24 protein-coding genes and 1 tRNA gene are annotated in these 20,548 nt (G+C 69.2%); 19 read left to right on the forward strand and 6 right to left on the reverse strand.

Annotation, left to right across the window (positions count from 1 at the left end; all coding sequences use genetic code 11):
• Positions 1 to 3: 3 nt before the first annotated feature.
• Entirely contained in the window at positions 4 to 516 is a 513-nt protein-coding gene (locus QWM81_RS09925) for a hypothetical protein (protein ID WP_290111408.1), read from the forward strand.
• Between the two features lie 347 nt (positions 517 to 863).
• On the opposite strand, the gene QWM81_RS09930 is transcribed toward QWM81_RS09925, so the two are convergent.
• Positions 864 to 1,331 (reverse strand): NUDIX hydrolase, encoded by a 468-nt coding sequence (locus tag QWM81_RS09930; protein WP_290111409.1) that lies wholly within the window; start codon positions 1,329 to 1,331, stop codon positions 864 to 866.
• Between the two features lie 18 nt (positions 1,332 to 1,349).
• Between QWM81_RS09930 and QWM81_RS09935 the strand changes: the two genes are divergently transcribed.
• The 12 genes from QWM81_RS09935 to QWM81_RS09990 all read left to right on the forward strand — a co-directional run bounded on the left by QWM81_RS09935 (position 1,350) and on the right by QWM81_RS09990 (position 8,953).
• Positions 1,350 to 2,129, forward strand: coding sequence for a GntR family transcriptional regulator (locus QWM81_RS09935; protein ID WP_290111410.1), 780 nt, complete (start codon positions 1,350 to 1,352; stop codon positions 2,127 to 2,129).
• A 138-nt stretch (positions 2,130 to 2,267) separates the two neighbouring features.
• Entirely contained in the window at positions 2,268 to 2,600 is a 333-nt protein-coding gene (locus tag QWM81_RS09940) for an SCO3933 family regulatory protein (RefSeq protein WP_290111411.1), read from the forward strand.
• 3 nt (positions 2,601 to 2,603) lie between these two features.
• A complete protein-coding gene (locus tag QWM81_RS09945) occupies positions 2,604 to 3,950 on the forward strand; it encodes an FtsK/SpoIIIE domain-containing protein (protein ID WP_290111412.1) in 1,347 nt (448 codons plus the stop codon).
• 5 nt (positions 3,951 to 3,955) lie between these two features.
• Positions 3,956 to 4,588 carry a DUF2637 domain-containing protein gene (locus QWM81_RS09950; RefSeq protein ID WP_290111413.1) on the forward strand — a complete coding sequence of 211 codons (633 nt, stop codon included), beginning with the start codon at positions 3,956 to 3,958 and terminating at the stop codon, positions 4,586 to 4,588.
• A 14-nt stretch (positions 4,589 to 4,602) separates the two neighbouring features.
• Entirely contained in the window at positions 4,603 to 4,791 is a 189-nt protein-coding gene (locus QWM81_RS09955) for a mobile element transfer protein (protein WP_290111414.1), read from the forward strand.
• Between the two features lie 19 nt (positions 4,792 to 4,810).
• Entirely contained in the window at positions 4,811 to 4,936 is a 126-nt protein-coding gene (locus tag QWM81_RS09960) for a hypothetical protein (RefSeq protein ID WP_290111488.1), read from the forward strand.
• Between the two features lie 38 nt (positions 4,937 to 4,974).
• Positions 4,975 to 5,247 (forward strand): SpdD protein, encoded by a 273-nt coding sequence (locus QWM81_RS09965; protein WP_290111415.1) that lies wholly within the window; start codon positions 4,975 to 4,977, stop codon positions 5,245 to 5,247.
• A gap of 92 nt (positions 5,248 to 5,339) precedes the next feature.
• Entirely contained in the window at positions 5,340 to 5,897 is a 558-nt protein-coding gene (locus QWM81_RS09970) for a GGDEF domain-containing protein (RefSeq protein WP_290111416.1), read from the forward strand.
• A gap of 107 nt (positions 5,898 to 6,004) precedes the next feature.
• Positions 6,005 to 6,199, forward strand: a complete 195-nt coding sequence (locus QWM81_RS09975) for a hypothetical protein (RefSeq protein WP_290111417.1) — start codon at positions 6,005 to 6,007, stop codon at positions 6,197 to 6,199.
• Positions 6,196 to 7,587 (forward strand): replication initiator protein RepSA, encoded by a 1,392-nt coding sequence (repSA, locus tag QWM81_RS09980; protein WP_290111418.1) that lies wholly within the window; start codon positions 6,196 to 6,198, stop codon positions 7,585 to 7,587. The genes QWM81_RS09975 and repSA overlap by 4 nt, the downstream gene beginning before the upstream one ends.
• Positions 7,584 to 7,796, forward strand: a complete 213-nt coding sequence (locus QWM81_RS09985; RefSeq protein ID WP_290111419.1) for a helix-turn-helix domain-containing protein — start codon at positions 7,584 to 7,586, stop codon at positions 7,794 to 7,796. The genes repSA and QWM81_RS09985 overlap by 4 nt, the downstream gene beginning before the upstream one ends.
• Positions 7,796 to 8,953 carry a tyrosine-type recombinase/integrase gene (locus QWM81_RS09990; protein WP_290111420.1) on the forward strand — a complete coding sequence of 386 codons (1,158 nt, stop codon included), beginning with the start codon at positions 7,796 to 7,798 and terminating at the stop codon, positions 8,951 to 8,953. Before QWM81_RS09985 ends, QWM81_RS09990 begins: the two co-directional genes overlap by 1 nt.
• Before the next feature lie 51 nt (positions 8,954 to 9,004).
• Here QWM81_RS09990 and QWM81_RS09995 read toward each other — a convergent pair.
• Positions 9,005 to 9,078: transfer RNA gene (locus QWM81_RS09995), tRNA-Gly, on the reverse strand.
• 487 nt (positions 9,079 to 9,565) lie between these two features.
• Here QWM81_RS09995 and dcd point away from each other — a divergent pair.
• Positions 9,566 to 10,141, forward strand: a complete 576-nt coding sequence (gene dcd, locus QWM81_RS10000) for a dCTP deaminase (protein ID WP_290111421.1) — start codon at positions 9,566 to 9,568, stop codon at positions 10,139 to 10,141.
• Between the two features lie 2 nt (positions 10,142 to 10,143).
• The gene (locus tag QWM81_RS10005; protein ID WP_290111422.1) at positions 10,144 to 10,641 is read left to right on the forward strand and encodes a phosphoribosyltransferase; all 498 of its coding nucleotides are present in this window, start codon (positions 10,144 to 10,146) and stop codon (positions 10,639 to 10,641) included.
• Between the two features lie 72 nt (positions 10,642 to 10,713).
• Here QWM81_RS10005 and QWM81_RS10010 read toward each other — a convergent pair whose 3' ends face one another.
• The 3 genes from QWM81_RS10010 to QWM81_RS10020 form a co-directional block, all read right to left on the reverse strand.
• Positions 10,714 to 11,604: a Yip1 family protein gene (locus tag QWM81_RS10010; RefSeq protein ID WP_290111423.1), complete on the reverse strand. Its 891-nt coding sequence runs from the start codon at positions 11,602 to 11,604 to the stop codon at positions 10,714 to 10,716.
• Positions 11,605 to 11,774: 170 nt separating this feature from the next.
• On the reverse strand, positions 11,775 to 14,060 hold the full coding sequence (locus QWM81_RS10015; protein ID WP_290111424.1) for a (Fe-S)-binding protein: 2,286 nt from the start codon (positions 14,058 to 14,060) through the stop codon (positions 11,775 to 11,777).
• Positions 14,061 to 14,133: 73 nt separating this feature from the next.
• Complete coding sequence (locus tag QWM81_RS10020; RefSeq protein WP_290111425.1) at positions 14,134 to 14,682, reverse strand: sugar transferase; 549 nt, start codon at positions 14,680 to 14,682, stop codon at positions 14,134 to 14,136.
• A gap of 348 nt (positions 14,683 to 15,030) precedes the next feature.
• Here QWM81_RS10020 and dnaK point away from each other — a divergent pair, with 348 nt between their 5' ends.
• Genes dnaK through QWM81_RS10040 form a run of 4 tightly spaced genes read left to right on the forward strand, consistent with a single transcriptional unit; the run spans position 15,031 to position 19,203 of the window.
• Positions 15,031 to 16,875 carry a molecular chaperone DnaK gene (dnaK, locus tag QWM81_RS10025; RefSeq protein WP_290111426.1) on the forward strand — a complete coding sequence of 615 codons (1,845 nt, stop codon included), beginning with the start codon at positions 15,031 to 15,033 and terminating at the stop codon, positions 16,873 to 16,875.
• Positions 16,872 to 17,540 (forward strand): nucleotide exchange factor GrpE, encoded by a 669-nt coding sequence (gene grpE, locus QWM81_RS10030; RefSeq protein WP_290111427.1) that lies wholly within the window; start codon positions 16,872 to 16,874, stop codon positions 17,538 to 17,540. The genes dnaK and grpE overlap by 4 nt, the downstream gene beginning before the upstream one ends.
• A 33-nt stretch (positions 17,541 to 17,573) precedes the next feature.
• Positions 17,574 to 18,749, forward strand: coding sequence for a molecular chaperone DnaJ (dnaJ, locus tag QWM81_RS10035; protein ID WP_290111428.1), 1,176 nt, complete (start codon positions 17,574 to 17,576; stop codon positions 18,747 to 18,749).
• 1 nt (position 18,750) lies between these two features.
• On the forward strand, positions 18,751 to 19,203 hold the full coding sequence (locus QWM81_RS10040) for a heat shock protein transcriptional repressor HspR (protein ID WP_290111429.1): 453 nt from the start codon (positions 18,751 to 18,753) through the stop codon (positions 19,201 to 19,203).
• 343 nt (positions 19,204 to 19,546) lie between these two features.
• Here QWM81_RS10040 and QWM81_RS10045 read toward each other — a convergent pair whose 3' ends face one another.
• On the reverse strand, positions 19,547 to 20,527 hold the full coding sequence (locus QWM81_RS10045) for a helix-turn-helix transcriptional regulator (RefSeq protein WP_290111430.1): 981 nt from the start codon (positions 20,525 to 20,527) through the stop codon (positions 19,547 to 19,549).
• Between the last annotated feature and the right edge of the window lie 21 nt (positions 20,528 to 20,548).

Here is a 20,548-nt window from a genome sequence, read left to right on the forward strand (position 1 = left end):
CCCGTGTCGAAAATCCTGAAAAAGATGAATCAGAACTGGTGGATTTTCCCTCTTCTGGTTTTCGTAGTGGTGGAGTCGATACTCGTCGCCATCTCTTTCGTTGTTGGTCCGATTCTCCTGGCCATGGTGGAGCCCGGCCTCCGCAAGGACATTTACTCGTCACTCACAGGCTCGTCCAGTGGTCTATTGGGCTTTTCTTTGGCCGCTGTCGCTATTCTTGCCGCTTTTTCGCCCAGGGTGGGGGCGGGTGTGAACCGCACAAGGGAGCAAAGTATGGCGGAAGCGCGTGGAGATATCGCTAAATGCCTCCTCGCGACGAGTTTTCTTCTTATGATCGTCCTGGTTGTGTCCACCATTGGGATCGGGATCGACACCAAAGGGGAAGGCAACCTGCCTATTGTGAGCTTGGTGGTTGCTGCTGCCTTCGCTAGCATCATCGGTCTGCTTATTTCGGGCCTTGGCGTAACTCTTTCCATTTTGGAGAGAAATTCGCTGGGGGTCCAGACAGGTTCGTAGCTTAGGTCGGTGGAGCGGGTTTGGCCGGTGGCCTGCCCGGTTTGGGGCCGAGCATGATCAGGGGGCCGTACGCTGGTTGGCAACTCGGGCAGGCTTTGGACCTGCCCGTAATGAGCACGAGTGGCCCCCTGGTCTTGCTCGGCGCGGGACCCGGACCGGGGAGGTGGCTAAAGCCGTGGAGCCGACCGCCCCAGCCGCAGCGGGTTTCTCCCACCATCAACCCGAGCTGCTAGGCGTGCGGCCGGCGGCCGGGCGGGAGCGGGGCGTAGACAGGAGCGTCGGCCCGGGCGACGGGCCGCGCGCGCCGCGCTGTGCGCGGCGGGTGCCTTGATGAAGTAGGGAAAGTTCTACCGCGCTGGAAGCAGGTGGCGTCCGTCGTGGCTCCGGACGTGCGGGCCTTCCCCGTCCAGGGCGTCCAGCAGCCGGACTGCGTAGACCTCGGACATCCGCTCGGCGATCTCTGCGGGCGTGAGCCAATCGACGGCCAGCGACTCTGCTGACGTGCGCTCCGAGCCGCCGGAGGGCTTGCAGCGGAACACCAGGGCGACGATGCCCCGAGCCGTGTTCTTGTAGACGCCGGTCAGCTCGTCGACCTCGACGCGGATGCCGGTCTCTTCCCAGACCTCGCGGGCTACGCCTTCTTCCGGTGACTCTGCCAGTTCCAGCACTCCGCCCGGCAGCTCCCAAGTTCCGTTGTCCGCCCGCCGGATCGCGAGGAGCCGTCCGTCCTCCCGCACCACCGCTCCCGCCACGGACACGGAGTGCAGCGGCGTTGACTTGTGTTGCTGGGAACCCGTACTCATGTACAGGAGCATAGGAGGAAGAGAAGGACTATGGGAACTTCGGTAGGAGGTGGCAAGGCCGTACCCCGATACCTACAGATCGCTGACGAGATCGTTCAGCAGATCCGGGCAGGCGTCCTGAAGCCTGGTGACATGGTGCCGAGTGAGTCCGAGCTGGTGGACCGCTACGGCGTCTCCGGCGGAACGATTCGCAAGGCCATGGTGGAGGTCCGGGCCAGTGGGCTCGTCGAGACCCGCCACGGCAAGGGCTCGATCGTGAAGGACCGGCCGCCCGTACGACTGCGGTCTTCGGACCGGTTCAGGGCGTCGCATCGTCGGGGTGGCAAGGCCGCGTACCTGGCCGAGTCCGAGCAGTCCGGGGCGACCGCCAAGGTGAGCGTTCTGTACATCGGTCCCATGGAGGCCCCCGAGGACATCGCCGAGCGACTTGGCGTCGAGGCCGGCACCCAGGTGCTCGCGCGGCGGCGCCTGTACTTCCGCAACGGCACCCCGGTTGAGACGGCTTCCTCGTACCTGCCGTGGGACGTGGTCAAGGACATTCCCGAGCTGTTCGCCGAGAACCCCGGCCCTGGTGGCATCTACGCCCGGCTCGAAGACCACGGCCACACCTTCGCCGAGTTCGTCGAGACGCTCCAGGCGCGGGCGGCCGCCAAGGCTGAGGCGTCGGAACTGGCCCTGAGTCCTGGGGCGCCGGTGGTGCACCTGGTCCGCAACGCGGTCACCGAAGAGGGGCGTGTGGTCGAGGTCTGCGACACCCTCATGGCCGCTGACCAGTTCGTTTTCCAGTACCGGATCCCCGCCACCGACTGACGCTCGCTCAGCTCCCCTCAGCCCGCCGTGATTTGTTCTTCGCGGCGGGTTGACTCATGTACAGGAGTGCTGCACTCTTCTTCATGTCACTCATGTACATGAGTGGCGGAGTCCAGCACTTCTAGAGGAGTGATCTCTGTGCGTCAGATTCCCGTGGACATGACCGGCACGACCGTGATGGTCGCCCAGCCGCCCCAGCTCAAGATGCGCGACAAGAAGAACGGCGTCGTCGCCGTCGACCCCGAGACCAACGGGTCCCTGATGACCGTCGACGTGCTGTTCGTCGCGAACGGCAACGCCGAGGTGATCACGGTGACCGTCCCGGAGGCGGACATCTCCGGTGAGCTGACGACCGGCACCCCGGTGGCACTGACCGGCCTGGTCGCCCGGCCTTGGGAAAACGAGTTCAACGGCCAGAAGCGCCACGGCATTTCGTTCCGCGCCACCGCCGTCACCTCGCTGGCGGGCTGATCGATGACCGGCGGACAGATCACCGCGCTCATCGGCTTGGCGCTGGTCGTGGCCGGGCTGCTCGTGTTCCGCTGGCAGCGACCGGCTTGGTACTGGGTCGGCTTCGCCGCCCCCGCGAAGCTCATCCGCATCGCGGTCACCTACCGCTCCGTGATGGAGGCGTGCGGCCTGACCGAGCCCCCGTCCCGCATACGGCTGGCCATTGCGGCGGCGACGAACCGGACCGCGACCCGCATGGTCCCCCGCCTCACGCGCTTCCGGATCACCGCGAACGGCATGGTGCTGCGGATCAGGCTGCGGCCAGGCCAGGAGGTACGGGACTTCCAGACCGCCACGGAACGGCTGCGGCACTCCTGGCGGGCCCACGGCGTCCACATCAAAGCGCTCAAGCCGGGATGGCTCGAAGTCCGGATCATCGGTTACGACGTGCTTCGGCGGGTCGTCATGCCCCGCACGGCGATACCCGACCTGCTCTCGGTCCCGCTCGCACTCCGGGCTGACGGAGGCGTCCACGTACGGGACTTCCGCACCATCGCTCACGAGCTGGTAATCGGTGCGACCGAGTCCGGCAAGTCGGTGTACCTGCGAGGGCTGTTCAAGGGCCTGGCTCCCCAGCCGGTTGCCCTGGTCGGCATCGACTGCAAGTGGGGCGTGGAACTGGCCCCGTTCGCCCGCCGACTGTCGGCACTCGCCTGCACTCCGGAGGAAGCCGCGGATCTGCTCGACGCCCTGGTCGTCGAAATGACCAACCGCTACGAGCTGATCCGCTCGGTGCAACGGCTGGCACGGGACACGCCGCTGGAGTCGTTCACCTCCGACGTGTGGGGGCTCGATGAGGACATGCGGCCGGTGCCGGTCGTGGTGTTCATCGACGAGGTGGCTGAACTGTTCCTGACGGCCACTGCTGCCGACGAAAAGCGGCGCGACCACATGGTGTCCCAGCTCGTACGGCTCGCTCAGCTCGGCCGGGCCGCCGGCATCTATCTGGAAGTCTGCGGCCAGCGCTTCGGCTCGGACCTCGGCAAGGGAGCCACCGCACTGCGCGCCCAGCTCAGCGGCCGGGTCTCGCACCGGGTCAACGAGGAAGCCACGGCCAAGATGGCATTGGGCGACATCGGCCCGCTCGCGATGAACGCGGCGACCGCGATACGGCCCGACAAGCCGGGTACCGCCGTGGTCGGTGTCTCTTCGGGTAGCTGGTCGCTGATCCGCAGTCCGTTCACGAGCCTTGATGACGCCGTGGCGGCCTGCAACGAGCACGCGGACATGACGCCGTACCTCCCGTCGCTCGACGCGTTCCACCCGGACACCACGCTGTCCACGCTGGCACTCGTCGCCGACAAGGCGTGATCCCGATGCGCTCGTCCCTGCGGCTGGACGCCGTACTCGTGCAAGCCGTCATCGCTGGTGCCCTGTCCTTCTCCCACCTTCACGACCTGGCGGCCGCCGCCGGGCAGGACGGCTGGAAGGCATGGGCCTACCCGATCTCCGTGGACCTACTGCTCGTCGCCGCCTGGCGTCAGCTCCGGGCACTGCGGGGCACCGAGTCACCGAGGCGGTCGGCCTGGACCTGGTTCGCGGTAGCGCTCGCCGCCTCCCTCGGGGCGAACGTCGCCACGGCCGGACTGCTCGACCTCAACGACGTACCGGACTGGCTCCGCATCCTCGTCGCAGGGTGGCCGGCACTCGCCTTCCTCGGCGGCACCCTCCTGGTCCACACCCCGGCTCCCGAGCATCACGAGGCGATGCCGGTGGAGGTGGAAGAGCCCGAGCCGGTACGCGAAGAGGTCCCCGAACCGGAACCGGCCCCGGCTCTGCCTCCCGTCCCGCCCGCTCCCAACGTCCCGCCTGCGCTCATGGCCCACGCTCGCAAGCTCGCCGACGCCCACCAGGCGTCGACCGGCCAGGCGATCGATTCCGACACCCTGCGCGCCCGCCTCGGCGTCCCCGCCCCGATGGCCGACGCCATCGCCGCCCAGCTCGCCTGAGAGGAGGTGACCCCTTGGCCCGCAACCGCTTCTGGGACGTCGACCGCATCGGCCCCGTCCAGATCGGCACCCACCGCGACCGCCACGGTCGCGAAGCGCACGCCGCTGCCTGCACCGCGCCCGGCTGCGACTGGTCGGCCGACTACATGAGTCGCGCCGCCGCCGAACTCGCCGCCCGTACGCACCGCTGCAACCCCCGCTGATCGCAAGGGAGATCACGTCATGGACGTCCCGCTCTGGCTCGGCCTCATCGTCGTCGGCTGGCTCGGCATCAAGCTCGTCCGCCCGCCCCTGTGGCTGGTCGTCGTCCTGATCCTGGCGGCTACCTCCTCGCCGACAGCTTCCTGAGCCCCGCCATCGACCCGCTCGCCAAGTAGGAGGAACCCGTGTTCAAGCCCAAGTACCCGCCCTCGGACACGCACAACGCGATTGCGCCCAGCACCACCCCGGCCCCGGTCGTGCCGACGCACCAGGCCCCGTCCGGGATCGTCCAGAAGGCCGCCACCAACCCCACCGCCGTCATCGTCGGCGTCGTCGCGGTCGGAGCCGTCCTCGTCTCCACGCTCCTGGCCGTGGCCATCACCGGTATCGCGCTCTCGATCAGCGGCGTGGTCCTCCTGCTCCTGGTCCGCCTGCTCCGCCAGGAAGTCAACCGCTGACCGGCCTCCGGGCGGTGCCACAAGCCGCCAAGCATCGCCACCGCCCCGGACGGCCCACCCAACGCCCCTTCCAACCGCAACAAGGGAGAACCGTGGACACGCAAGCGCTCGCCTTATCCGTGCCCCTGCTCGGCTGGGCCGCCCACTCCGGGTACCTCGCCCACCGGCTGGCCACCGCCCGCCGCGACCCGCTCACCGGCCTGCGCACCCGCGCCGGGTGGACCGCTCGCGCCGACCGCCTCATCCGCCGGCACCCCGACGCCCTGGTCCTCCTCCTGGACGTCGACGACTTCAAGACCCTCAACGACACCCACGGCCACGCCGCCGGGGACGCCGCCCTCACAGCCACCGCCGCTCGCCTCGCCGCCTGGTGCGGACGCCACGGCATCGCGGGCCGCCTCGGCGGAGACGAGTTCGTTGCCGTCATCCGCTCCGCCGACGCCGCCGACATCGACCAGCTCGTCGACCTGCTGCACGAACCGTTGACGCACGCCGGTAAGCGCATCCCGGTGTACGTCTCCGTCGGCGCCTGCCGCGTCGCAGACCTCCCGGTCCGCAGCCTCTCCGACGCGCTCGCCGCCGCCGACGCCCACATGTACGAGATCAAGGGCAAGCCCGGCCGCCGAGGCGCCCGCACCCTCGCGCGCTGAGCACGACCACGTTCTGACCGGCCTCCGGGCGACGCACAAGCCGCCAAGCATCGCCGCCACCCGGACGGTCCGGCCCCTTCCAACCGCAATCGAAAGGAAGCTCCATCATGGCCCAGCACAGCCCTGCCCGGACCCGGGTCTGCCCCGACTGCGACGGCTTCCCCGTCGTCGCCATCGACACCGGCACCCACCTCCCCGACGGAACCCGCGCCACCCTCCACGTCATCTGCCGTCGCTGCCAGGGCACCGGCACCACGACCGCCCCGGCCCCCGTCGCCCTCGGCCACCAGGAGCGCGTGTGACCGACACCGCGACCTTCGCGGGCCTGGACCCGGTCACCTTCAGCGATCTGCTGCGGGTGGCCGGGTCACCGGGCTTCGACCGCTGGCAGGACCAGATCCGCCGCACCGGGGGCTGCGCCAACCCCATCCACCTCACCGGCTGGACCGTCACCAAGGACAAAGCCACCGGCGAGGTCCTGCACCGCTACTCCACCGAGGACGAGCCCGGTGGGCGCCTCCGTCTCGCCTGCGGCAACCGCCGCGCCTCCCGCTGCCCGGCCTGCGCCTGGATGTACGCGGCCGACACCTACCACCTGATCCGTGCCGGACTCGCGGGCGACCAGGACAAGGACGTCCCCGCCACCGTCCGCGAACACCCGCGCGTCTTCGCCACCCTCACCGCCCCCAGCTTCGGCCCGGTCCACAACCGCCCCGACACCGGCCGCTGCCGCTGCGGCACCCGCCACGCACCCGACGACGACACCCTCGGCACGCCGCTCAACCCGGACACCTACGACTACGCGTGCTCGGTGTTGTTCAACAACTACGCGGGACACCTCTGGCAGCGCTTCACCAACCGGCTCCGCCGTGAGATCGCCGCCCGCGCCGGACTCACCCAGCGCGAGCTGAAGGAAGCCGCCCGCGTCTCGTATGGCAAGGTCGCCGAGTTCCAAAAGCGTGGCGCCGTGCACTTCCACGCCGTCATACGCCTCGACGGACCCGACGGCCCCGAGGACCCGCCGCCCGCCTGGGCCACCGTGCAACTGCTCACCGACGCCATCCGCGCCGCCGTCGCCCACCCGTACACGACCATCACCGTCCCGGCCGCCGCCGACCAACCCACCCGCACGCTCCGCTGGGGCGCCCAGATCGACATCCGGCCCATCCGCGCCTTCGAGGCCGGCACCGACATCACCGAACAGGCCGTCGCCTCCTACGTCGCCAAGTACGCCACCAAAGCCGCCGAAACGACCGGCACCCTGGACCGCCGCATCGGCGAACTCTCCGAACTCGACCGCCACCAGGTCCCTGAGCACGCCCAGCGCCTCATCCGGGCCTGCAAGGAACTCGACCCCATCTATCCCGACCGGCGGCTGTGGGCCTGGGCTCACATGCTCGGCTTCCGCGGCCACTTCTCCACCAAGTCCCGCCGCTACTCCACCACCCTCGGCGCCCTCCGCCAGATCCGCGCCGACTACCGCGCCGCCCAGCAGCGCGAAGCCCTCGGCCTGCCCGACCTCGAGCACGACCAGGACGACACCGTCCTCGTCCTCGCCGACTGGCAGTACGCCGGACACGGCCACAGCCCCGGCGAATCGGTCCTGGCGGCCTCCATCGCCCGAGACCTCCAGCTCAACCGCGAAACCGCCCGCGCAGCCCTGCTTGCCATGGAAGGAGACCCGACGTGAGTGACCGCCTGTTGACCGTCGACCAAGCTGCCGAACGCCTTGGCACCACCGACCGCTTCCCCCGGCGGCTGATCGCCGAACGGCGGATCGCCTTCGTCAAGGTCGGCCGACACGTCCGCATCCCTGAGCGAGTCCTGGACGCGTACATCGAGAACAACACTGTGCAGCCGATCCGCCGTCGACGCTCCCGCTACGGGAGGGCTGCCTAGTGGGCAACAAGAAGGGGACGCGCCGCCGCTTCGGAGCGGTCCGGCAGTACCGGTCCGGCCGCTGGACCGCGAGTTACCGTGGCCCGGACGGACAGGAGTTCCGCGCTCCCGAGACGTTCGACACCAAGCGGGATGCCGAAGTCTGGCTCTCCCAGGTCGAGGCCGACCTGTCCCGGGGCGACTGGCAGGACCCGGACGCGGGCGCCGTGAACTTCAAGGAGTACGCCCTTCAATGGGTCGACGAGCGCGGGCTCGCTGCCACCACGGATGAGCTGTACCGCCGCCTCCTCCGGCTGCACATCCTGCCCGCCTTCGAGGACCTGGACCTCGACGAGATCACCGCTCCCCGCGTCCGCACCTGGCGCACCGAACGGCTGAAGGCCACCGGCGCCACGACCGTCGCCAAGTCGTACCGGCTCCTTAAGGCCATCATGGAGACCGCCGTCGACGATGAGCTGATCCGCCGCAACCCCTGCCGCATACGGGGTGCGGGCAAGGAGTCCGCCGCCGGACGGCAGATCGCCACCGTCGACCAGGTCGACGCGCTTGCCGACGCCATCGGGCCCCGCTGGCGGCTGATGGTCTTCCTCGGTGCCTACGGACCCATGCGCCCGGAGGAACAGGCGGAGCTGCGCCGCAAGGACGTCGACCTGGACGCCATGACCATCCGCGTCCGCCAGGCCGCCCCCGAGCTGACCACTGGCAAGCGTGCGGAAGGGCCCACCAAGTCGGAAGCGGGCAAGCGGGTCGTCGTCCTGCCGGCCTTTCTGCGGACCGACCTTCGGCGGCATCTCGACTGGTACGCGGAGAAGGGATCGGACGGGCTGCTCTTCGTAGGGGAGAAGGGCAAGCCGTTTCGGCGCTCCACCTTCGGGCGGAAGTGGCGCAAGGCCCGAGCCGCTGTCGGCCTGCCGGACGACTTCCGCTTCTACGATCTTCGTCACACCGGCCACACCCTGGCGACCCGCTCCGGAGCCACCCTCAAGGACACGATGGTCCGCGCCGGACAGTCCTCGGAGAAAGCCGCGCTGATCTACCAGCACTCGGACCTGACCCGACAGCAGGAGGTCGCGAGCGGGCTCGACCAGCTCGTGCGCGCCGCCCGCCGGAAGGGTGCCGAACAGCCATCTGGTGCGGATCTGGTGCGCGACGCCTAGCGTGGTCCAGACAACAAGAAAGGCCCGGGTCCGTGACCTGGGCCTTCTGCGTGGAGCGGGTGACGGGAATCGAACCCGCGCTCTGAGCTTGGGAAGCTCATGTTCTACCATTAAACTACACCCGCGTAAGCGGACCGGAGATCCGGTATCGCATCGTCGCTCACTGTACCTCATCGTTCGGCCCCCGGTGAATCCGCCGCGGGGTCGTTGTGCCGTGTGGGGGTGGATAGGGGTGCGGGGGGCGGGAGTTGAGGCGTACGGTGGGGGGTCGGAGTGCCGCCTGGAGTGGTGTCCTGTTGATCCCCTAATGTGGCTTTCTCGTCCACGCATCGTTGGGGAAGGGACTTGATGGACTCCATGGAGCGCACCGTCGTCCGCTGTGCCGAAGGGCATGTGTTCAGTACCGCTTCGTTCCCGATGCAGCAGCTCGGTGCCGGTCGGATCGGGCCCGGGCGGCTCATCCGGTGTCCGCGGTGCGCGCGGTTGCGGCATGCCGTCCCCGTGGAGCTGGAGCGGCGGTAGCCGCCGGGGTAGCCGCGTACGGCGGTGGCGGGAGGCGCGCGGAGTCTGTCCGATTGCGGTGGGCCCGCGCGCCTTGCGTATCCTCGGGACGTGCTTCTCTCTGACTTGGACATCCGAACTGAGATCGACGCGGGACGGGTGCGTATTGACCCGTTCGACGATTCGATGGTGCAGCCCTCGAGCATCGACGTGCGGCTGGACCGCTACTTCCGGGTGTTCGAGAACCACCGCTACCCGCACATCGACCCGGCCGTCGAGCAGGCGGACCTGACGCGGCTGGTCGAGCCGGAGGGGGACGAGGCGTTCATCCTGCACCCCGGGGAGTTCGTGCTCGCGTCGACGTACGAGGTCATCACGCTGCCTGACGATCTTGCCTCGCGGCTGGAGGGGAAGAGCTCGCTCGGCCGGCTCGGGCTGGTGACGCACTCGACCGCCGGGTTCATCGACCCCGGGTTCTCGGGTCATGTGACGCTTGAGCTGTCGAACCTCGCCACGCTGCCGATCAAGCTCTGGCCGGGCATGAAGATCGGGCAGCTGTGCATGTTCCGGCTGAGCTCGCCGGCGGAGCATCCGTACGGCTCAGAGAAGTACGGGTCGCGCTACCAGGGGCAGCGCGGGCCGACCGCCTCGCGGTCGTTCCAGAACTTCCATCGGACGCGGGTGTGAGCATGAGTGACGTACGGGAGAACCTGACCTACGAGGGCTTCGGGCGCGCCGTGCGCGAGCTCGCGCAGACCATCGCCGACGACGGGTACGAGCCCGACATCGTGCTGTCGATCGCGCGTGGCGGGGTCTTCGTCGCCGGCGGGCTGGCGTACGCGCTCGACTGCAAGAACATCCACCTGGTGAACGTGGAGTTCTATACGGGCGTCGGGACGACGCTGGAGATGCCGGTCATGCTCGCGCCGGTGCCCAACGCGATCGACTTCAGTGACAAGAAGGTCCTGATCGCCGATGACGTCGCCGACACCGGCAAGACGCTCAAGCTGGTGCACGACTTCTGCCTCGGCACGGTCGCCGAGGTCCGCAGCGCTGTCATTTACGAGAAGTCCCAGTCGCTGGTGAAGTGCGAGTACGTCTGGAAGCGGACGGACGACTGGATCAACTTCCCGTGGAGTGTGGAGAAGCCGGTCGTACGGCGCTCCGGGCAGGTCCTCGACGCGTGAGCAGGCGCGGCAGGCGCGGCAGGCGCAGCAGGTGACAGGAGAGGCCCCCGCCGCCGGCGGGGGCCTCTGCCGTCAGATCGTGCCCAGCTTGATCAGCGACAGCAGTGCCACCAGCTGGATCGCCGACGCGCCCAGCGCCTTCGGCCACGGCAGGTCGTGCGAGGTGCGAACCATCGAGGTGAACAGCGCCCCCGCCGCCAGCCAGGACAGCCAGCCGATAATCTGTACGAGGGTGTTCTCGCCGCCCAGGAACAGCGCGAAGACCAGACGCGGCGCGTCCGTCATCGACATGATCAGCATCGACAGGCCGATCGTCGGCTGCCAGCCGCCGTCACCGCCCAGCTGACGCGCCAGCGTGTGCGTCACGGCGCCCAGGATGAGGCCGCCGACGACGAACATGACGCCGGTCACCAGGACGTACGGGATCGCCGTGGAGATCGTCGCGTTGATCGCCTCCTCGCGGGCCTGGTCGAACCCGAACAGGGCGAGCAGGCCGTAGAGGAACGTCACGATCAGCGCGGGGCCCCACACGGCGTGGTCGCGCATCTGCCAGAACGTCGGTCCCGGGCGCAGCACGATGCCGCTCAGCAGCTGCTTCCACGGCAGGCGCGGGCCGGCCGGCGCGGGTGCGGCGCCCGCCTGGTACGTCGCGCCCTCGCCGTAGGCGGCGTCGTCGTTGATGCTGAAGGCCCGGGTGTGGCCCGGGCTGTCCGCCGCGTACGGGTCGTGCGGCGGGTGCGGGTGCGGGTGGGGGTGCCGGTGCGGCGCATGTGGCTCGTGCGGGTCGCCGAAGTACTCCGGCTCTCCGTACGGCTGCTGCGCCTGCTGGGCCTGCTGCCACTGATGCTGATGCTGCTGTTGGGCGTACGGGGGCGGCGCTGCCGCGCTGCCGTACGGCGCCTGCTGCGAGTGTTGTTGCGGGGTGCGGTTGTCCCGGCCGCGTCCGATCCTGAATCCAGCCACGTCAACGAACGTACCTGGTCCCGCTGTGCCCGGTGGACGGGCCGGGGAACAGGGGCTTCTTTGCTGCTGAGCTGTGACATCCCTTAAGGGCCGCTCTTAGGGGCCTCGCGAAAAAGCGGCCGGACCCGCCCCCGAGGCAGGTCCGGCCGCTTCCGTATGCGTACGCCGTGCTACTTCACGGGCGCCGGCTCCGCGTCCGCGTCCGTGTCGCCCTCCGGAGCCGGCGTCGCCGGCGCCGCCTCGTCCACCGGGGTCTTGACCGAGTCCAGCAACAGCTGGGCCACGTCCACGACCTGGAGGGACTCCTTGGCCTTGCCGTCGTTCTTCTTGCCGTTCACGGAGTCCGTGAGCATCACCAGGCAGAAGGGGCAGGCCGTCGAGACGATGTCCGGGTTCAGGGACAGGGCCTCGTCGACGCGCTCGGTGTTGATGCGCTTGCCGATCCGCTCCTCCATCCACATCCGCGCGCCACCGGCGCCGCAGCAGAAGCCCCGCTCCTTGTGGCGGTGCATCTCCTGCTGGCGCAGGCCCGGGACGGCCGACATGATCTCGCGCGGCGGCGTGTAGACCTTGTTGTGGCGGCCCAGGTAGCAGGGGTCGTGGTAGGTGATCAGGCCGTCGACCGGCGTCACCGGGATCAGCTTGCCCTCGTCGATGAGGTGCTGGAGCAGCTGCGTGTGGTGGATGACCTCGAACTCGCCGCCCAGCTGCGGGTACTCGTTCGCGATCGTGTTGAAGCAGTGCGGGCAGGTGGCGACGATCTTCTTGGACGACTTCGGCTTATGGGTCGCCGGGTCTTCGTCGTCCTCGCCGAACGCCATGTTCAGCATCGCCACGTTCTCCTGGCCGAGCTGCTGGAACAGCGGCTCGTTGCCCAGGCGGCGGGCCGAGTCACCCGTGCACTTCTCGTCGCCGCCCATGATCGCGAACTTCACGCCCGCCATGTGCAGCAGCTCCGCGAAGGCCTTGGTGGTCTTCTTGGCCCGGTCCTCCAGGGCGCCCGCGCAGCCGACCCAGTACAGGTAGTCGACCTCGGAGAGGTCCTCGATGTCCTTGCCCACGATCGGGACCTCGAAGTCGACCTCCTTGGTCCACTCCACGCGCTGCTTCTTGGCCAGGCCCCAGGGGTTGCCCTTCTTCTCCAGGTTCTTGAGCATCGTGCCCGCCTCGCTGGGGAAGGCGGACTCGATCATCACCTGGTAGCGGCGCATGTCGACGATGTGGTCGACGTGCTCGATGTCGACCGGGCACTGCTCCACGCACGCGCCGCAGGTGGTGCAGGACCACAGGACGTCCGGGTCGATGACGCCGTTCTCTTCGAGAGTGCCGACCAGCGGGCGCTCGGCCTCGGCGAGGGCGGCGGCGGGGACGTCCTTCAGGGCGTCCTCGGAGGCCTTCTCCTCGCCCTCCATCGTCTTGCCGCCACCGGCCAGCAGGTACGGGGCCTTGGCGTGCGCGTGGTCGCGCAGCGACATGATCAGGAGCTTCGGGGACAGCGGCTTGCCCGTGTTCCAGGCGGGGCACTGCGACTGGCAGCGGCCGCACTCCGTACACGTGGAGAAGTCGAGGATGCCCTTCCAGGAGAACTGCTCGACCTGGGAGACGCCGTAGACGTCGTCCTCGCCCGGGTCCTCGAAGTCGATCGGCTTGCCGCCGCTCGTCATCGGCTGGAGCGCGCCCAGGGCCGTCGAGCCGTCCGCGTTCCGCTTGAACCAGATGTTCGGGAAGCCGAGGAAGCGGTGCCAGGCGATGCCCATGTTGGTGTTGAGCGAGACCGTGATCATCCAGATCAGCGAGACGCCGATCTTGATCATCGCGGTGAAGTAGATGAGCGTCTGGAGCGTGCCCACGCTCAGGCCCTCGAAGGCGAGGACCAGGGGGTACGAGGCGAAGTACGCGGCCTCGTAGTGCTCGACGCCGTGGATGGCGCCCTCCAGGCCGCGCAGCACCAGGATCGCCAGGCCGATGGTGAGGATGACGTACTCGACGAAGTACGCCTGCCAGGCCTTGGAGCCCGCGAAGCGCGACTTGCGGCCCGCGCGCGAGGGCAGGCTGAGCAGCCGGATCACCATCAGGATGACGATGCCGACCACGGTCATCAGGCCGATGAACTCGATGTACATCTCGAACGGCAGGAAGCCGCCGAGCACCGGCAGCGTCCAGTCGGCCTGGAAGAGCTGCCCGTACGCCTGGGCCAGTGTGGGCGGCAGGGTCAGGAAGCCGATCGCGACGAACCAGTGCGCGAAGCCGACGATCCCCCAGCGGTTCATCCGCGTGTGGCCGAGGAACTCCTTGACCAGCGTGATCGTGCGCTGCTTGGGGTTGTCGGTACGGCTGCCGGCCGGCACGGGCTGGCCGAGCTTCACGAACCGGTAGATCTGCGCGACCGCTCGGGAGATGAGCGCAACCCCGACCACGGTCAGGGTCAGCGACACAATGATCGCGGCGAGTTGCATGGGGGCTCCTCGGGCCTGTCCACCTGCGCACTACTAAGCGGTAACTTATTCAGTCAGTGCCGAGCGTACCCAGTTATTCCGCCGCACTGTAGCCGCGCAGTCGGTGATCTGCGTCGCTCAGGTGAGCCTGACCCGGCACAGTGCGCAACGTACGCAAGAGTACGGCCACGTCCAGCCCGATCCACTGGTGCTCCACATAGTGCTGGTCGAGCAGGAGTGGCTCGTCCCACGGCAGCGTGGAGGCGCGTCGCAGCTGGGCCAGTCCGGTCAGTCCCGGCCTGACGCTCCGGCGCCACGGGGCGTCCGCGCCGGGGGCGCCGGGCGGCAGCGGCGCGGGTCCGACGAGCGACATCTCGCCGCGTACGACATGGGGCAGACGGGAGAGCGCGTCGAGCCGGAAACGGCGGACGGGCAGGGAGCGCAACGTGAAGGGCCGGCCGTCCAGGCCGGTTCTCGTTTCGCGTACGCACACGCCCCCGGGCGGCCGTCTGAGCGCGGTGGCGAGGGCGGCGGCGGCGAGCAGTGGGGCACACAGGACCAGCAGGGTGCAGCCCAGGGTGAGATCGAGGATGCGCTTGGGGTCCGGCGAGGGGGGTGGGGGCGGAGAGGGGCGCGGGTGCATCGGGCACACACCTGACCGTTCTTCGGGTGGGACGTCTGCGAGCGTTTGACATGTAATGCGGCTTTTGCTGCGTTATTGGAACGATCGCACGGTTGTGTGTGCGGCGGTAGTGGTTCGGAAGGCGCGGCGGGTCGTGTCAGGGTGGGGTGTGGGGAGAACCCCGCCCGGAGGGGTCGAGAGCGGCGCCCGAAGGCGCCGCGCCATGCGCACGAGGACGGCGCCAAGGGCGGCGTCATGCGCATAAGGGCGGGATAAAACTTGAGCCGGGCCGACTCAGGTCCGTTGACTCGTTTCCTTCCGTCATGCATCCTTGAGCCTGTTCCACTCAAGTCAGCTGGAGGAATCGAAATGGCACGTGCGGTCGGCATCGACCTGGGCACGACTAACTCCGTCGTCAGCGTTCTCGAAGGCGGCGAGCCCACCGTCATCACCAACGCCGAGGGCGCCAGGACCACGCCGTCCGTCGTCGCCTTCGCCAAGAACGGCGAGGTGCTCGTCGGCGAGGTGGCCAAGCGCCAGGCGGTCACCAACGTCGACAGGACCATCCGGTCGGTCAAGCGCCACATGGGCACCGACTGGAAGATCGAGCTGGACGGGAAGAACTTCAACCCGCAGCAGATCAGCGCCTTCATCCTGCAGAAGCTGAAGCGCGACGCCGAGGCGTACCTGGGCGAGAAGGTCACCGACGCGGTCATCACCGTCCCGGCGTACTTCAACGACTCCGAGCGCCAGGCGACCAAGGAGGCCGGTGAGATCGCGGGCCTGAACGTCCTGCGCATCGTCAACGAGCCGACCGCCGCCGCCCTCGCGTACGGCCTCGACAAGGACGACCAGACGATCCTGGTCTTCGACCTCGGTGGCGGCACCTTCGACGTGTCGCTGCTGGAGATCGGCGACGGCGTGGTCGAGGTGAAGGCCACCAACGGTGACAACCACCTCGGTGGTGACGACTGGGACCAGCGCGTCGTGGACTACCTGGTCAAGCAGTTCCACTCCGGGCACGGCGTCGACCTGTCCAAGGACAAGATGGCCCTCCAGCGCCTCCGTGAGGCCGCCGAGAAGGCCAAGATCGAGCTGTCCTCCTCCACCGAGACCTCGATCAACCTGCCGTACATCACGGCGTCGGCCGAGGGCCCGCTGCACCTGGACGAGAAGCTCACGCGCGCCCAGTTCCAGCAGCTGACCGCCGATCTGCTGGAGCGCTGCAAGACGCCGTTCCACAACGTCATCAAGGACGCCGGCATCCAGCTGAGCGAGATCGACCACGTCGTTCTCGTCGGTGGCTCCACCCGTATGCCCGCCGTCGCCGAGCTCGTCAAGGAGCTGACCGGCGGCAAGGAGGCCAACAAGGGTGTGAACCCGGACGAGGTCGTCGCCATCGGTGCCTCACTCCAGGCGGGTGTCCTCAAGGGTGAGGTCAAGGACGTCCTGCTGCTCGACGTGACCCCGCTGTCCCTGGGTATCGAGACCAAGGGCGGCATCATGACCAAGCTGATCGAGCGCAACACGACGATCCCGACGAAGCGTTCGGAGATCTTCACGACGGCGGAGGACAACCAGCCGTCGGTGCAGATCCAGGTCTACCAGGGCGAGCGCGAGATCGCGGCGTACAACAAGAAGCTCGGCATGTTCGAGCTGACCGGCCTTCCGCCGGCCCCGCGCGGTGTGCCGCAGATCGAGGTCTCCTTCGACATCGACGCCAACGGCATCATGCACGTGACCGCGAAGGACCTGGGCACGGGCAAGGAGCAGAAGATGACCGTCACCGGCGGCTCCTCGCTGCCGAAGGACGAGGTCGACCGGATGCGCCAGGAGGCCGAGCAGTACGCGGAGGAGGACCACCGCCGCCGCGAGGCCGCCGAGACCCGCAACCAGGGCGAGCAGCTGGTCTACCAGACGGAGAAGTTCCTCAAGGACAACGAGGACAAGGTCCCGGGCGAGGTGAAGACCGAGGTCGAGGCCGCCGTCTCCGAGCTCAAGGAGAAGCTGAAGGGCGAGGACACCGCGGAGATCCGTACCGCCACCGAGAAGGTCGCGGCCGTCTCCCAGAAGCTGGGCCAGGCCATGTACGCCGACGCCCAGGCCGCCGGCGCGACCGCGGGTGGCGCCGAGGGCGCCGCCGGTGCCCAGGCCGAGGACGATGTCGTCGACGCCGAGATCGTCGACGACGAGAAGCCGAAGGGGGCCGCATGACGGAGGAGACCCCGGGCTTCGAGGAGAAGCCCGACGTCCCCTCCGGCGCCGTCCCTGACGACGCCGCCGAAGCCGCCGAGACCACTGCCTCCGCGAACCCCGCGGAGGAGGGCCCGGCGGCCCCGGCCGGGGACGCAAGCGAACAGACGGTCGGCCTGACCGCGCAGCTGGACCAGGTCCGTACGGCGCTCAGCGAGCGCACCGCGGACCTCCAGCGGCTCCAGGCCGAGTACCAGAACTACCGCCGCCGGGTCGAGCGGGACCGGGTCACGGTCAAGGAGATCGCCGTCGCGAACCTCCTGACCGAGCTCCTGCCCGTGCTCGACGACATCGGCCGCGCCCGTGAGCACGGCGAGCTGGTGGGCGGGTTCAAGTCGGTCGCCGAATCGCTGGAGACGGTCGCCGCCAAGATGGGGCTGCAGCAGTTCGGCAAGGAGGGCGAGCCCTTCGACCCGACGATCCACGAGGCGCTGATGCACTCGTACGCGCCGGACGTCACCGAGACGACGTGCGTCGCGATCCTTCAGCCGGGGTACCGCATCGGCGAGCGGACCATCAGGCCCGCGCGCGTCGCGGTGGCCGAACCCCAGCCCGGGGCGGCTCCGGCGGCCAAGGACGAGAAGCAGCCGGTGGACGAGGAGAGCGGTGGCCCCGGGGAGGGCTGACGCATTGAGCGGTAACCGGAAGGAGGGACGTCGGTGAGCACGAAGGACTTCGTGGAGAAGGACTACTACAAGGTCCTCGGCGTCCCCAAGGACGCCACCGAGGCCGAGATCAAGAAGGCGTACCGGAAGCTCGCCCGCGAGTTCCACCCGGACGCCAACAAGGGTGACGCGAGCGCGGAGGCCCGCTTCAAGGAGATCTCCGAGGCGAACGACATCCTCGGCGACCCGAAGAAGCGCAAGGAGTACGACGAGGCTCGCGCGCTCTTCGGCAACGGTGGCTTCCGCGCCGGGCCGGGCGGCGGACCCGGCGGCACGTTCAACTTCGACCTGGGCGACCTCTTCGGCGGTGCCCAGGGCGGAGCCGGTGCCGGCGGCTTCGGCGGCGGACTCGGCGACGTGTTCGGCGGCCTGTTCAACCGGGGCGGCCCGGGCACGCGCACCCAGCCGCGCCGGGGCCAGGACATCGAGTCCGAGGTGACGCTCAGCTTCACCGAGGCGGTGGACGGGGCCACGGTCCCGCTGCGCATGTCCAGCCAGCAGCCGTGCAAGGCGTGCTCGGGCACGGGCGACAAGAACGGCACGCCGCGCGTGTGCCCCACCTGCGTCGGCACCGGCCAGGTGTCGCGCGGCGGCAGCGGTTCGTTCTCGCTGACCGACCCGTGCGTGGACTGCAAGGGCCGCGGGCTCATCGCCCAGGACCCGTGCGAGGTCTGCCACGGCAGCGGCCGCGCCAAGTCGTCCCGCACCATGCAGGTCCGCATCCCGGCGGGTGTGTCCGACGGGCAGCGCATCCGGCTGCGCGGCAAGGGCGCGCCCGGTGAGCGGGGCGGACCGGCCGGTGACCTGTACGTGGTGGTGCACGTCGACGCCCACCCGGTCTTCGGCCGCAAGGGCGACAACCTCACCGTCACGGTGCCCGTCTCGTTCGACGAGGCGGCGCTCGGCGGCGAGATCAGGGTGCCGACCCTGGGCGGGCCGCCGGTGACGCTGAAGATCCCGGCCGGCACGCCCAACGGGCGGACGATGCGCGCCCGGGGCAAGGGCGCGGTCCGCAAGGACGGTACGCGCGGGGACCTGCTCGTCACCGTGGAGGTGGCCGTGCCCAAGGACCTGAGCGACAAGGCGCGCGAGGCGCTCGAAACGTACCGGGAGGCCACGGCGGGCGAGGACCCGCGGGCCGAGCTGTTCCAGGCCGCGAAGGGGGCTTGAGATGGACGGACGCCGTCGCAATCCGTACGAGCTGACCGATGAGACGCCGGTGTACGTCATCTCGGTGGCCGCCCAGCTGAGCGGGCTGCACCCGCAGACGCTGCGGCAGTACGACCGGCTGGGCCTGGTCTCGCCGGACCGTACGGCGGGGCGTGGCCGGCGTTATTCGGCCCGCGACATCGAACTGCTCCGGCAGGTGCAGCAGTTGTCGCAGGACGAGGGCATCAATCTGGCCGGCATCAAGCGGATCATCGAGCTGGAGAACCAGGTCGCCGCGCTCCAGGCGCGGGTCGCCGAGCTGACCGCGGCCGTCGAGGGCGCGGCGGCGGCGATGCGCCAGCGCGAGGCCCAGGTGCACGCCTCGTACCGGCGCGACCTCGTGCCGTACCAGGACGTGCAGCAGGCCGGCGCCCTGGTGGTGTGGCGCCCCAAGCGCGGCGAACACCAGCCGTGACCGGCTGAGTCCGGCGGCGGACCCGGACCCGGCGCGGACCCGGCGAGTGGGCCCCCTTGCGTTTCGGCGGAGGGGGCCTTTGCCGTGAGCGGCGCGTGCGGTGATCCGCGGGGGGCGCGGCGCGGACCCGGCGAGTGGGCCCCCTTGCGTTTCGGCGGAGGGGGCCTTTGCCGTGAGCGGCGCGTGCGGTGATCCGAGGGCGGGCCGGCGCGGGCGGCGCGGCGCGTGCGGTGCGGCGCGGGCGGCGATCGTGGGCCGGCGCGGGGGGCGCGGCGCGTGCGGTGATCGCGGGCCGGCGCGGGCGGCGCGGGCCGGAGGACTGCCGCTCGGTCACGCCTTGGGATCAGTGATCCTGCTCCAGGATGCCGGACTTCGCGATGAGGTACCCCAGTTGCGCGCGGCTGCCGCTGCCGAGGACGGCGGCGAGCTTGGCGATGTGGGCGCGGCAGGTGCGGACGTTCATCCCCAGGCGCCGGGCGATCGCCTCGTCCACGTGCCCTTCGACCAGGAGCTTGGCGATGGAGCGCTGGACGCCGCTGATGCCGTCCGATTTGAGGTCGTAGGGGATCTCCTCGTTGATCGGCACGGCCAGCTGCCAGAACTGGTCGAAGACGCCGCCCAGATAGGCGACCAGGCCGGGATGGCGGAGCTCCAGGGCGACTTGGCGGTCGCTGCGGGCCGGTACGAAGGCGACTTCGCGGTCCACGATGATCAGCCGGTCGATGATCTGCTCCAGCGTACGCACCTGCACTTCCGGACCCACGTGTTCCAGATACGCGAGCGTCAACTCGGTGTGGCGGGCCGTGTGCTGGTAGAGCGTCCGCATCCGGATGCCCCGGCCGAGCAGGGGCCGTACCCGGCGCAGCGCCTCGTTCAGGCCGTGCGCGGGGCGTCCGCCGCCCGGCTGGACGGTGAGCAGTTCCTTCGTACAGCCGGCGATGACCCGGTCCAGCGTCGCGTTGATCCGGCTGAGGCCCTCCAGCACGGTGATGGAGTGCGTGGTCGGAGCGTTCTGGGCGCTGATCGCCATGAATGGCTCGAACGCGTCGGACAATTCGACCGTAAGGCGTCTACGCTCCAGGATCTCGCGCTCAATGGGCTGGAGGAGTTGTGCCAGCGCCGAGGAGGGCGGGACGGGGCGGAGCCACTGGGCGTCGTCCGGGTCGGGGTGCAGGAGCGCCAGGTCGAGCAGGCACGGCACCTCAACCGCCTCTGACCGGGCTATTCGTCCGGTGCGCAAGGCGTTGGCGTAGAGCGCCGAGCCCGCCTCGCACAACTCTGTGAGCGAATGAGGGTGACCCGGTTGGTCCGGTTTTTTCCTCATCTGTACACCCCCAGGCTCCTG

Origin of the sequence: Streptomyces ficellus, assembly GCF_030406405.1 — a bacterium.
In the GTDB taxonomy this organism is placed as follows: Bacteria; Actinomycetota; Actinomycetes; order Streptomycetales; family Streptomycetaceae; genus Streptomyces; species Streptomyces ficellus_B.